A 10,910-nucleotide genomic window follows, 5' to 3' on the forward strand; every position below is an offset into this window, starting at 1 on the left:
TCCGTCAGCAGCACTTATCGCCGCCGCAACAGGAGGAAGCCGCTGGCGTAAAACTCGAATAGACGGTAAGCCCCATCCAACGCGCCAGTTCCTCTCTGCGAGGGTAGCGACCAGCCAGTGCGACTTCACCATCCACCAGAATCAGCGGTAGCGCCTCTTTGCCGGAACGGGCCAGAAAGCCTTTAACGATTTCGTTCTGTGCGAAGAGCAATGGTTGCTGCGCCAGATTGAAACGCTCAATATTGACGCCCTGCGTTCTGGCCCACTCAAAATCAGCGGCGAATGCGACCAGCGCCGGATCGGTTTCCGGGCCACAGACGCCGGAAGAACAGCATAATGCGGGATCGAAAATCTGAATCGTCTTCATTTGACTCTCCATCAATTATTGAAATACAGGTCGTTAAAAAATTTCGCCAATACGATCCAGTTCAACTTTCAGACGAGCGCGATCGTGCAGCAATTCATTCAGCGGCAGCGCCAGAAAAGCTTCAATACGCGCACGTAATGTCTGGTAAGCAGTGACAAAAGCCGCATCGATTTCGGCATCGCTACCGGTAGCACGAGCCGGATCGTCAACGCCCCAATGGGTACGCATCACGTTACCGAGCCAGGCTGGACAGGTTTCTCCGGCAGCGTTTGAACAGACTGTCACGACAATATCCGGCGTCTGCGGCAGGCCATCCCACAATTTGCTGAAATAGCCTTCTGTTGAAATGCCTTCCCGCGCCAACAACGCCAGTGCTCGGGGATGTACGTAACCCGCCGGGTGACTGCCTGCGCTCATGGCGCGCCATCCGGCAGGAGCCAGATGGTTAAACGTGGCTTCGGCCAGCACGGAACGGCAGGAGTTGCCGGTACAGAGAAAAAGTACGTTCATGATTTACTCTTTTTCGTGGTGTTGAGTGGTGGTAAAACGGCTTCTGAGCAGGAAGAAGCCGAACGAAAATCCGCGCATTGTTCCGGGTGGCCTGAGCAGCACTCCTCGGTCAGCCAGCCGATTAAATCCAGCATCAGTGGGATGTTGGCACGATAACGCTGGTAACGACCTTCCTGTTCTACCGTCAGCATCCCGGCTTGCGTCAGCGCCTTTAAATGAAACGATAAGTTAGTCGGCGGGATATCCAGCGTTGAAGCGATCTCCCCGGCAACCATGCCCTCGGTACCCATTTTTATCAGTAGGCGATATACGTCCAGACGTACACCGGAGGAGAGGGATTCAAAGATGGTTGTGGCAGTTTGTTTGTTCATAATGTGGGGCGGCCCTCTATGATTCAATATTTCAATCATTATTGAATAATCGCATTAATTCAAGTATCCGTTAATAATATCTAGTGGAAATGGCAAGATGGGGGGAAATAATCCCACTTTTAAAATGTGATAAAAATCACATTCTTAGTGCATCATTACGATCGGGGCTTTTATAAGGGCCTTATTTTGAATTTAGAAAATAAATATTTTATTATTCAATGAGATAAAAAACGCACCCAGTCAGAGGAGCCAAATTCCTGTTTTCAGGCATCTCAGCATGTCTCAATAGTATTTTGATTCAGAGAGTTAGCGTAGAAAACTGTCTCAGTGCATATTGATTTATCTCTCCGCATCGGGACAAATTGGTGGTCTGATTTGGGGTCATTTCAGTTAGATAAAGGAGTGATCACCACATGCCCCTTACTGACAGTAAAATCCGCGCTACTAAACCTTCACCAACTCCCTTTAAACTGACCGCTTCTCACGGTCTGTATCTGTTTGTCAGTCCGGGCGGTTCATGCCTCTGGTATCTCAAATATCATTTCGACCGAAAAGAATACTCGGCGCGGTGGATAAGAGAGCCTTGCAGACGCATATAAAAAACCTCCGGCGATGCCGGAGAAAAGATTTATGACTTTGAGCTTAATCGGAGGGCTAGCGGTTCGTTGAGAAAATGAAGCCCCTGCCATGACACTCACTACTAATACAGATACTCCAGCCCATGAAAACCAGCAATGTGGCAGGATATTTAAAGGCCAGACCTGCCTGCGCTAATGTTGACCGGCATTCCGGAACGGCGCTCCAGCACCTCATTAACCCGCGAAGTATCAACGTCATCCCCTTTGATAAACGTGCGCAGCACTGGCGTAACGGGCAATGGAACTTTTTTGTCTGACTCAAATTCAGCACGGTTACGAGAAAGCGGTTCGTGTACCTCCAGCCAACGACTGCCATCCGGCTCTACCGAAAATTTAACGGGCCTGTCGATAATCTGAACGCGGGTTCCTACAGGAACATGGTCGAATAAATATTTAATATCGTCATTGCGTAAACGGATACAGCCCTGACTGACGCGAAGGCCAATGCCAAAGTTAGCATTAGTGCCATGGATGGCATATAACCTGCCGATATATATTGCGTATAGCCCCATAGGGTTATCCGGCCCCGCAGGCACCATCGCGGGCAGCGTTTTTCCCTCTTTAGCATATTCCCGACGCGTATTAGCCGTTGGCACCCAAACCGGGCCATCTTGTTTGCGTTCAACCGCAGTTACCCAGTTGCGCGGCGTTTCACGGCCAGCCTGACCAATACCAATGGGTAGCACCTCAACCGTATTCGTGCCTGCGGGATAATAATAAAGGCGCATCTCGGCGACGTTTACCACAATACCTTCACGAACGGTGTCAGGCAGAATCAACTGCTGCGGCACTACCAGTGTGGAACCAGACTGAGGTAAAAACACATCCACGCCGGGATTCGCTTCAAGCATATTACTCAGCCCCTGACCATAGCGGGCGGCAAATGACTCTAAGGGCTGAGTATTGTTCTGCGGTACGGCGATTGTGACAGGCTGTCCTACCAGACGACTGCCTTCGGGCGGCAACGGATAGCTTATAGCCAGCGAGAAATGGCTTACCAACAAGACGAAAAACGGAAAAAAAGGTGTGATACGACGCATTATATCCCTTCCTTTGTCGCGGCAGGTGTGCGTTAAGTATAGCTTTTTTCTCACATGGCTGGTGTTGTGCGCCCGGGTTATGTTGCGTTTGCGTTCCCCTCCGGCAGGACAATATTACTGGCCGCCAACTCCCCCATGTTGTGGAACATGGCGCACGCGGCTTCCACGATCGGCATCGCCAGCGCCGCGCCGCTTCCTTCACCTAACCGCATCGCCATATGCAAATAGGGTTCCATAGACAAATGCGCGAGCGCGATGCGGGCGCCCTTTTCCGCCGAAAAGTGCGACGGGATCAGATAAGGTCTCACCGCAGGCGCAATCTGACAGGCCGCCAGCGCTGCCGAGTAGGAAAGAAAGCCATCCAGCAATACGGGTAAGCCACACCTTGCCGCGCCAAGCATCACGCCGGTCATCCCGACCAGATCAAAACCACCCACCTTCGACAACACATCAATGCCGTCGCGCGGATTGGGCTGATTAATCGCAATCGCCCGCCGCACGACGTCCACTTTATTATCGATGCGGGAAGGCGGAAGATTCGCGCCAATCCCCACCACCTCTTTTGCATCACTTCCTGTAAAAACGCTGACCATCGCGGCGGCTGGCGTAGTGTTCGCCATTCCCAGCTCCCCTACGCCAAATAAGGTCACGCCGCGTTGCGCCAGGTCGCAGGTGTAGCGGGAAACCTCCAGCAAAAGCGCCTCAGCCTGCAAGCGACTCATCGCCGGGCCAACGGCAATATTTCCGCAGCCGCGCGCGACGCGCATATTAACTACGCCAGGAATAGGTTCGGCATCAATACCGACATCAATGACATGCACCTTCGCACCGGCCTGAGCGGCAAGCACGCATACGCCGGTTGTTCCCCGCGTCATATTCGCCGCCTGAATCGCCGTCACGATTTTGGGCGAAACCGCTACGCCTTCATCCCAGACGCCATGGTCGGCGCACATCACCAGCACCGCCTTTTCACCTACCTGCGGCGTACCGTTAAGACCCGGCATACCCGCGAGCTGAACGGCTAAGGTTTCCAGTCTGCCCAGGCTGCCCGGCGGTTTGAGCAGGCCGTCAATATGTTGCTGCGCACGCGCCATCGCCTCGGCGTCCGGCGCAGGAATGTCACGGAGTAAAGCGTGTAGTGTCTGCATAAGATGTCTCGTCCGTAATAATCGGCTCATAACAGAGCCAGCAGAAAGATCAATTCGCCAAGTTCGATCGCCGCGCCCAGCGTATCGCCGGTTTGACCGCCAAGCGTACGTTTAAGCAACTGGCCAAGGATGAAAATCGCCGCGCATGTGACCACCATTGCGGCCAGTCCTTGCATACCAGGCAGTAATACCGTGGCGATGATTATCGCCAATCCCAGAGTAATGCAGGTTTGCCGTCCGCTGACTTTACCGATAAATACATTGCCAAGCCCCTCTTCACGGGCGTAGCGATGACGGTACATCAATAAAACGGCGCTGCCGCGTCCGGCCGCACAGGCCGCCGCCAACGCCGCCAACATTGGCGTTCCACGTAACGCCAGTTCGCTGACCACCAGAATTTTTGCCAGTAGCACAAAAATAAGCGCCAGCCCGCCATGGGTTCCCAGACGACTATCACGCATAATCTCCAGCATTCGCTCACGGCGGCGCGCGGAAAAAATACCATCGCAGGTATCGGCCAACCCATCCAGGTGAAAACCACCGGTCAGCAACGCCAGCGCCAGAATACAGAACAACGCCGCTAGCGGAATACCGCACCAGGGTTGCAGGAGGATGAAAATCAGGCCGCTTACCCCTCCCAGAATCAACCCGATAAAGGGAAACATCACGATCCCACGCGAATACTGCTCGAAATCCAGTCCCTGCGACCAGCGTGACGGCACGGGCAAGCGGCTAATAAAAGCGAGCATGGCCCAAAACAGCTTACTCATTTAATTTTGACTCCAATACCTGAGACCACCAGCCAGACCTCATCCGCCGCTGCCGACAGTCGTTGGTTGACCCGACCGGCAATATCACGAAAATGGCGCGCCAGACGGTTTTCCGGGACGATCCCCATTCCCACCTCATTTGTCACCAGTACCACTTTCGCCGGGCAGCGCTGGCAGGCTGCAATTAAAATCTGAATTTCATCGTCAATGGCGCGCTCCATCGCCGCGTAATCCCACTGTTCGGGATCGTTTTCGCCTCCCAGCGCAAACAGCAGATTCGTCACCATGGTGGTAATACATTCCAGCAAAATCGCGTCGTCAGGGGCAAGATCCGCGGTAATCAACGTATCAAGATGCCGCCAGCATTCTGCGGTCCGCCAGTGTGCCGGCCTGCCATCTTTATGATGCTGAATTCTCGCCGCCATCTCGTCATCAAGAATCTGCGAGGTGGCGATATACAGTACCTGCGGCGCATCGCCAATTAAGGCTTCAGCATGACGGCTTTTACCACTACGCGCCCCGCCCGTCACCAGAATCATCATACCGGCTCCTGATGCTGTTGCATGATGGTATAAATTTTATCAATATCAATATGTTGCCGCATCGCTTCCGCCAGCAGATCAAATTGCCGCGCTTTATGCTCCGCATAACAAAAAGTCGTTTCCCACGGCGCAAGCCCTTTTCGTGCCCGTAACCCATTGACCACCGCACGGGTAAACGCATCGCTGTCAAACAGGCCGTGAAGGTAAGTGCCAAACGCCAGTCCGTCGGCGGTGACCGCGCCATCCGCCACAGAGCATCCATTTTTCTGTAACGTCATGGCCGTACAGCATCCTTCCTGCAGCACCGTTTCCCCCATGTGGATTTCATAACCGCGTACCGGTAGCCCCGCCGCGGCAGCCAGCCAGCTGGGCAGCTCGCCTGACATTGTCGCGTTAACCTGCGTCGTGATTTTATCCTGTGCAAAGCGAGTGATCGTATTAAGCAGCCCCAGGCCCGGCTGCGTACCCAGCCCCGACTCCACCTCATCCACAATGGTGTCGCCCAGCATCTGGTAGCCGCCGCAAATTCCCATCACCGGCACGCCCTGCCGATGTGTCTGCAATACCGCATCCGCCATCCCGCTTTCGCGCAGCCAGGCGAGGTCGCTCAGCGTATTCTTACTGCCCGGCAGGATCACCAGATCAGCGTCAGTCAACGCTTCCGGGCGGCGAATATAGCGTATGCGCACATCCGGCTGCGCCGCCAGAGCGTTAAAATCCGTAAAGTTAGAAATATGTGGCAGTTGCACAATGGCAATAGTGATATCACGGGGGGCGTTACCGCGATATTTATCGTTTTGCAGCGCGACGCCATCTTCATCTTCCAGATCCACATCCAGCCACGGCATCACTCCCAGGACCGGGACGCCAGTAAGCGATTCGATTTGTTCGATACCGGAATAGAGTAGCGCCACGTCGCCGCGGAATTTGTTGATAATGACGCCCTTTACTCTGTCACGCTCCTGTTTATGCAGCAGCGCCAGCGTGCCATAAATAGCGGCGAATACGCCGCCCCGGTCGATATCCGCCACCAGAATAACCGGACACTGGGCCATTTCTGCCATTCCCATATTGACGATATCGCGATCGCGCAGATTGATTTCCGCCGGGCTTCCGGCGCCTTCCAGCACAATAACGTCATATTCCTGCGCCAGGCTGTTATAGACCGCAAGGATTTGCTCACGCAAACGCGGTTTATAGTCATGGTAACTCACCGCATCCATATTGGTCGCCATTTTCCCCATCAGCACGACCTGCGCCTGGCGATCGCTGGTCGGTTTGAGCAGCACCGGGTTCATACGCACATCTGGCGTGATCCCCGCGGCTTCCGCCTGAAAAATCTGCGCCCGCCCCATCTCTTTACCATCCGGCGTAATACCAGAATTAAGCGCCATATTTTGCGATTTAAACGGCGCGGTACGCAGACCATCCTGATAAAAAATGCGGCATAAACCCGCCGCCAGCACACTTTTGCCGACGTCGGATGCCGTCCCCTGCAACATAACTGCCTGCGTCATGACGCCTCCCTGAATACGCACTTTTGCATTCGATGAAAAAACTCCGTTTCTGTTTTACACAGCGGCAGTCCCAGTTGAGTATGAAGTTTGACCAGCCAGGGCTGGGTTAGCCCCGCTTGTTCCATCGCTTCCGTACACGCGAAAACCTCGCCAGGCGCGCCATGCGTCAGGATCTGGCCCTGGCGTAACACGTATACGGCATCGCTAATTTCATAAATAAGATCGATATCATGGCTGGAGATAATGACATGATTGCCCTGCGCCACAATCCGCCTGATGATAGCAAGCATCTGAGTGCGCCCTGCGGGATCGAGACCAGCAGTGGGTTCATCCAGCAATAGATAGCGCGCCTGTAGCACCAGCGCTCCGGCGATAGCCACACGTTTTTTTTGCCCATGACTCAAACACTGAATGGGCTGATGGCGAAAATGTTGGGCGTCAACCAGCGTTAGCGCCTCGTCGACGCGGCGCGTGATTTCCGCCTCCGGCACCCCCAAATTACGTAAACTAAACGCAATGTCGCTATCGATATCAGTATAAAAAATCTGCTGTTCAGGGTCCTGAAAAACCGTCGCAACTTGCTGGCGCAGTGCCAGTAGTCCGCGCTTGCTGTAATCCAGCGGTTTTCCCTGCCACAACACGGCCCCTTTTTGCGGACGCAACAGGCCGCTCAGGTTCATAAAAAGCGTAGACTTCCCACAGCCGTTCGCGCCCACCAAACCGGTAACAGGCGAAAGCGAAAAATCCAGATTTAACCCTTTAAGTACCGGCTCATCCTGATAACGAAACCACAGGTCTGAAGTGGCAAGCATAATAGTCCTTACAGGTGAAAATCACCCTGATACAGTTTGATATCCAGCGTGGTAGTCATTTGCTGATAACGCATTAACACCCGCGTAAACAGGAGTCCAGTCAGCATTGCCAGAGATCGATAGCCGTTCGGCAGGCTGCAATAACCAAAACGCAGCGTTTGCGCGCGACGAATTGCCGCCGCCTCATCCAGAAGAATAAAGAGAAAGCGCCACGTTAACAGGATTTGCTCGGTAAGCAGGCGTGGAATATGCGCGCGCTTAAGCAAGCTAATTAACTGCGGAAACGGTAGGTTCATCACCAGCCACAACGTCGCGGACAGCGCCGTCAGGCTACGCCAGAACGTGTCATTCGCCGTAACCACGCCCGCACGGGTAATCCCGATCCAGTACGGCCCGACAGATATGCCAGCCAGCAGCATTTGCGGCTCGCGGCTGATGCTGAAGATAATCGTTATCACGCCGACCAACAAAAATCCAAAAGGTATCGCCATCCATCGACACCAGCGCCAGAGGGATATGCGCAATAGCCAACAGCTCAATCCGGCAATGATCAGCAGCTCAATGCCCTGCCCTACAGGCGGCAGAGCAAACGCCAGTATCATCATCGCCAGCCACAGCAAAAACTTGCGCTGCGGCGCAACGTGTGCCCAGCGGCTTTGATAGCTGAGTCGATCAAGCCCGGTCATCACGGCGTTGTTTACCTTTGCAATACCCCAGGATATAAAAAATCACCGCCGCGCCAAGAGAGCCCTGAAGGGTAAACAGCAGGCTTTCAATTTCACCGCTGGCAGGTTCATATAACGGCTGAAACCAGGGTTTATACTGCGGCGCAATAGCCTGAATCTGTCTTTCCGCTTCGCCGTCTGAACCGCCATATTCACCGCCATGGTTAATAAAAAACGGCAGAATCACCAGCGCCACCACCATCGCTAACAACATCAACGTTTTTTTCATTTTAATGTCCTTGTACGGTAATCACTTGCCGTTTGGTTAACTGGTCATAAATCATGACGGTTAATAAACCTTCGGCAATGGCGACAGGAATCTGTGTGAGGCAGAAAATCCCCATAAACTTCACAACAGACCCTGTCGCTCCGGCATGGGGATCGGGAAACGCAACGCCAAGCTGGACTGAAGTCACAAAATAGGTCGCCAAATCCGCCAGCATCGCGCACAGAAAAACGGCGACATCGCGGCGCAGTCCGGCACGGCAGGCCATTTTCCACACCAGATAACCGACAACCGGGCCAATCACTGCCATCGACATTCCGTTTGCGCCAAGCGTCGTCAGGCCGCCGTGCGCCAGCAATAGCGCCTGAAACAACAGCACAACCGCGCCGAGAATCGCCACCACCCCGGGCCCGAACAAGATAACCGCCAGACCAACGCCGGTCGGATGTGAACAACTCCCCGTTACCGACGGAATTTTGAGCGCGGACAGGACAAAAATAAACGCGCCGCACAGCGCCAGCAGTACCTTCTGATGATTATCCTCCTGCACAATACGCCGTAAGCGCACCAGTCCATACCACAAGCAGGGTAAAAACAGTAGCCACCAGGCCAGCGCCCACACTGGCGGTAAAAAGCCCTCCATGATATGCATCGCAAACGCCTGTTGCGGGACAACCATCAGCAATAGCGCTGCAGCCAGTCCACTGAAAGACAACTGTCGAAGCTGCTGTTCAAGTTTCATTCTGCATACTCCCACTGTTTATTGACCAGAATGGTCGAAAAATAGGGCAACGGTCGATCATCGTTGACCTCGTGGAGATGGCGCCAGCACTGCTCGCCGGGCAGTGTGGCCTCGGACATCATTAAGGCGCATTCCAGCAGGCCAGCCTGCGCCAGCAAAGCTTTAATACGGGCGAACCGGCCATACACTTTCATCAACACCAGGCTATCATGCTGTTGTAGCGCCTGGGCTATTTCCGCTTCCGGCGCGGTACAAGAAATAACCGCCAGCGATTGCCGTTCTATGGCGAGCGGCATTTTCGCGCGGGCGGCTATCGCGGCGAAGGACGTGACGCCGGGGACAATCTCCAGCCACTCCGGGCAGCCGATTCGCTGGAGTAAAAAAATCCAGGTACTGAATAGCATCGCATCGCCCAGGGTAATAAAACCGACCTGTTTACCTGCTTCCACCTCTGCGGTAAGCGCGGCGGCAACCTCGTTCCAGACCGCTTCTTTCTCGGCGCCGTCAGCGCTCATAGGGAAATGGCAACAACGTACTTCCGTCTGCTCACCGAGATAGTCGCGCACAATCGACAGCGCCAGACTATCGCCCCCCTTACGACCGGCGGGCGCATACAGAATGTCCAGCGAGCCAAGAATCCGCGCTGCGCGGACGGTTATCAGGTCGGGCGCGCCTGGCCCGGTACTTAATGCGTATAATTTACCGTTCATGCCGCCTCCTCTACCGCCATGTTCAGCGCCTGGTGCAAATGCGCGACAAACATCGCCCGGATAGCCGGGTTTTCTCCCAGCCCGCTCAGCCACGGCGTCGCCGGAATGCCCGCCGCGTTAAAGCGCATTTTCCATGAGTCGCCGTCGTCTGAAGCCATATCATTAATGGCGTGATCGCCCGCCACCAGCATTAATGGCATCAAATGTACGCCGGTGACGCCTTCGTCACGCAGGCTGTCGATCAGGATGTCGACCTCCGGGTAGCTTTCTACGGCGCCGACGCGCGCCGGGAAGCGCTGCGCGGTCATCATATGATCGAGACAGGCATAAGCTGCGAATGCGTGATGGCTGGCGCCGTGGCCCATAAAAACGACTTTCTCCGTTTGTCTGAGCGATGGCATCTGTTGTCGCAACGCCTGCATTAGCTGCACATAATCGTTATGGCTGCTCAGCAGCGGCACGCCCAGCGTCAGGCGAGTGAATAACGGACGCAAGAGTTGTACCTCACGGACAATTTTTTCATATTCGTCGCCGTTAATAATGTGCAACGACTGAATCGCCACGTCCTGATATCCCTGTGCGGCAAGCTTTTGCAAAGCCTGTAATGGCGTATCGATGTCGATACCGTCACGCTGGCGAAGCTTGCGAATGATCATTCCGGAAGTGAAGGCGCGAAACAGGTCGCGATCGGGACAGGACGCCGCCAGATCACGTTCGCACGCCACAATGTTTTTTTCACAGGTGTCGTGATAGCTGGTGCCAAAACTGACTACCAGAAGCGCTTTTTTCATT

General features: G+C 54.3%; 15 protein-coding genes. 1 reads left to right on the plus strand and 14 read right to left on the minus strand.

Translation table 11 applies throughout. From position 1 onward, the window contains the following. Window positions 1–4 precede the first annotated feature (4 nt). From arsD to ACLJRS_RS06240, 3 genes are read right to left on the minus strand one after another with little or no spacing between them, the layout of a single operon-like run. Entirely contained in the window at window positions 5–367 is a 363-nt protein-coding gene (gene arsD, locus ACLJRS_RS06230) for an arsenite efflux transporter metallochaperone ArsD (protein ID WP_000849417.1), read from the minus strand. 33 nt (window positions 368–400) lie between these two features. Then, window positions 401–877: an arsenate reductase ArsC gene (locus ACLJRS_RS06235; protein WP_001101539.1), complete on the minus strand. Its 477-nt coding sequence runs from the start codon at window positions 875–877 to the stop codon at window positions 401–403. Continuing rightward, complete coding sequence (locus ACLJRS_RS06240) at window positions 874–1,248, minus strand: ArsR/SmtB family transcription factor (RefSeq protein WP_001041816.1); 375 nt, start codon at window positions 1,246–1,248, stop codon at window positions 874–876. The genes ACLJRS_RS06235 and ACLJRS_RS06240 overlap by 4 nt, the downstream gene beginning before the upstream one ends. A gap of 413 nt (window positions 1,249–1,661) precedes the next feature. Here ACLJRS_RS06240 and ACLJRS_RS06245 point away from each other — a divergent pair, with 413 nt between their 5' ends. After that, window positions 1,662–1,847: an Arm DNA-binding domain-containing protein gene (locus ACLJRS_RS06245; protein ID WP_410957763.1), complete on the plus strand. Its 186-nt coding sequence runs from the start codon at window positions 1,662–1,664 to the stop codon at window positions 1,845–1,847. A 149-nt stretch (window positions 1,848–1,996) separates the two neighbouring features. On the opposite strand, the gene ldtA is transcribed toward ACLJRS_RS06245, so the two are convergent. From ldtA to cbiK, 11 genes are all read right to left on the minus strand, one after another. Further along, a complete protein-coding gene (gene ldtA, locus ACLJRS_RS06250) occupies window positions 1,997–2,926 on the minus strand; it encodes a L,D-transpeptidase (protein ID WP_001252817.1) in 930 nt (309 codons plus the stop codon). A 77-nt stretch (window positions 2,927–3,003) separates the two neighbouring features. Continuing rightward, window positions 3,004–4,074 (minus strand): nicotinate-nucleotide--dimethylbenzimidazole phosphoribosyltransferase, encoded by a 1,071-nt coding sequence (gene cobT / locus ACLJRS_RS06255; protein ID WP_001193983.1) that lies wholly within the window; start codon window positions 4,072–4,074, stop codon window positions 3,004–3,006. A 26-nt stretch (window positions 4,075–4,100) separates the two neighbouring features. Beyond that, window positions 4,101–4,844: an adenosylcobinamide-GDP ribazoletransferase gene (cobS, locus tag ACLJRS_RS06260; RefSeq protein ID WP_000039993.1), complete on the minus strand. Its 744-nt coding sequence runs from the start codon at window positions 4,842–4,844 to the stop codon at window positions 4,101–4,103. Next, a complete protein-coding gene (gene cobU, locus ACLJRS_RS06265; RefSeq protein WP_000973146.1) occupies window positions 4,841–5,386 on the minus strand; it encodes a bifunctional adenosylcobinamide kinase/adenosylcobinamide-phosphate guanylyltransferase in 546 nt (181 codons plus the stop codon). The genes cobS and cobU overlap by 4 nt, the downstream gene beginning before the upstream one ends. Continuing rightward, window positions 5,383–6,903 (minus strand): cobyric acid synthase, encoded by a 1,521-nt coding sequence (locus tag ACLJRS_RS06270; protein ID WP_000189651.1) that lies wholly within the window; start codon window positions 6,901–6,903, stop codon window positions 5,383–5,385. The genes cobU and ACLJRS_RS06270 overlap by 4 nt, the downstream gene beginning before the upstream one ends. Then, window positions 6,900–7,715 (minus strand): energy-coupling factor ABC transporter ATP-binding protein, encoded by an 816-nt coding sequence (locus tag ACLJRS_RS06275; RefSeq protein ID WP_000881543.1) that lies wholly within the window; start codon window positions 7,713–7,715, stop codon window positions 6,900–6,902. Before ACLJRS_RS06275 ends, ACLJRS_RS06270 begins: the two co-directional genes overlap by 4 nt. Before the next feature lie 8 nt (window positions 7,716–7,723). Further along, the gene (locus tag ACLJRS_RS06280; protein ID WP_000147125.1) at window positions 7,724–8,401 is read right to left on the minus strand and encodes an energy-coupling factor ABC transporter transmembrane protein; all 678 of its coding nucleotides are present in this window, start codon (window positions 8,399–8,401) and stop codon (window positions 7,724–7,726) included. Next, window positions 8,388–8,669, minus strand: coding sequence for an energy-coupling factor ABC transporter substrate-binding protein (locus ACLJRS_RS06285; protein ID WP_000753210.1), 282 nt, complete (start codon window positions 8,667–8,669; stop codon window positions 8,388–8,390). The genes ACLJRS_RS06280 and ACLJRS_RS06285 overlap by 14 nt, the downstream gene beginning before the upstream one ends. A gap of 1 nt (window position 8,670) precedes the next feature. Beyond that, entirely contained in the window at window positions 8,671–9,408 is a 738-nt protein-coding gene (gene cbiM, locus ACLJRS_RS06290; protein WP_000764336.1) for a cobalt ECF transporter S component CbiM, read from the minus strand. Then, window positions 9,405–10,118, minus strand: a complete 714-nt coding sequence (locus ACLJRS_RS06295) for a cobalt-factor II C(20)-methyltransferase (RefSeq protein WP_001013552.1) — start codon at window positions 10,116–10,118, stop codon at window positions 9,405–9,407. Before ACLJRS_RS06295 ends, cbiM begins: the two co-directional genes overlap by 4 nt. Beyond that, window positions 10,115–10,909, minus strand: a complete 795-nt coding sequence (gene cbiK, locus ACLJRS_RS06300) for a sirohydrochlorin cobaltochelatase (RefSeq protein ID WP_000709784.1) — start codon at window positions 10,907–10,909, stop codon at window positions 10,115–10,117. The genes ACLJRS_RS06295 and cbiK overlap by 4 nt, the downstream gene beginning before the upstream one ends. Window position 10,910 lies beyond the last annotated feature (1 nt).

Origin of the sequence: Salmonella sp. SAL00670, from assembly GCF_046552235.1 — a bacterium.
GTDB lineage: Bacteria > Pseudomonadota > Gammaproteobacteria > Enterobacterales > Enterobacteriaceae > Salmonella > Salmonella enterica.

Excerpts from the sequence above, each read along its gene's own strand:
- ACLJRS_RS06295 (WP_001013552.1), bottom strand. The coding sequence starts at position 10,118 with ATGAACGGTAAATTATACGCATTAAGTACCGGGCCAGGCGCGCCCGAC.
- arsD (WP_000849417.1), bottom strand. The coding sequence starts at position 367 with ATGAAGACGATTCAGATTTTCGATCCCGCATTATGCTGTTCTTCCGGC.
- ACLJRS_RS06285 (WP_000753210.1), bottom strand. The coding sequence starts at position 8,669 with ATGAAAAAAACGTTGATGTTGTTAGCGATGGTGGTGGCGCTGGTGATT.
- ldtA (WP_001252817.1), bottom strand. The coding sequence starts at position 2,926 with ATGCGTCGTATCACACCTTTTTTTCCGTTTTTCGTCTTGTTGGTAAGC.
- ACLJRS_RS06245 (WP_410957763.1), top strand. The coding sequence starts at position 1,662 with ATGCCCCTTACTGACAGTAAAATCCGCGCTACTAAACCTTCACCAACT.
- cbiK (WP_000709784.1), bottom strand. The coding sequence starts at position 10,909 with ATGAAAAAAGCGCTTCTGGTAGTCAGTTTTGGCACCAGCTATCACGAC.
- ACLJRS_RS06240 (WP_001041816.1), bottom strand. The coding sequence starts at position 1,248 with ATGAACAAACAAACTGCCACAACCATCTTTGAATCCCTCTCCTCCGGT.
- cobS (WP_000039993.1), bottom strand. The coding sequence starts at position 4,844 with ATGAGTAAGCTGTTTTGGGCCATGCTCGCTTTTATTAGCCGCTTGCCC.
- ACLJRS_RS06235 (WP_001101539.1), bottom strand. The coding sequence starts at position 877 with ATGAACGTACTTTTTCTCTGTACCGGCAACTCCTGCCGTTCCGTGCTG.
- cobU (WP_000973146.1), bottom strand. The coding sequence starts at position 5,386 with ATGATGATTCTGGTGACGGGCGGGGCGCGTAGTGGTAAAAGCCGTCAT.
- ACLJRS_RS06275 (WP_000881543.1), bottom strand. The coding sequence starts at position 7,715 with ATGCTTGCCACTTCAGACCTGTGGTTTCGTTATCAGGATGAGCCGGTA.
- cobT (WP_001193983.1), bottom strand. The coding sequence starts at position 4,074 with ATGCAGACACTACACGCTTTACTCCGTGACATTCCTGCGCCGGACGCC.
- cbiM (WP_000764336.1), bottom strand. The coding sequence starts at position 9,408 with ATGAAACTTGAACAGCAGCTTCGACAGTTGTCTTTCAGTGGACTGGCT.
- ACLJRS_RS06270 (WP_000189651.1), bottom strand. The coding sequence starts at position 6,903 with ATGACGCAGGCAGTTATGTTGCAGGGGACGGCATCCGACGTCGGCAAA.
- ACLJRS_RS06280 (WP_000147125.1), bottom strand. The coding sequence starts at position 8,401 with ATGACCGGGCTTGATCGACTCAGCTATCAAAGCCGCTGGGCACACGTT.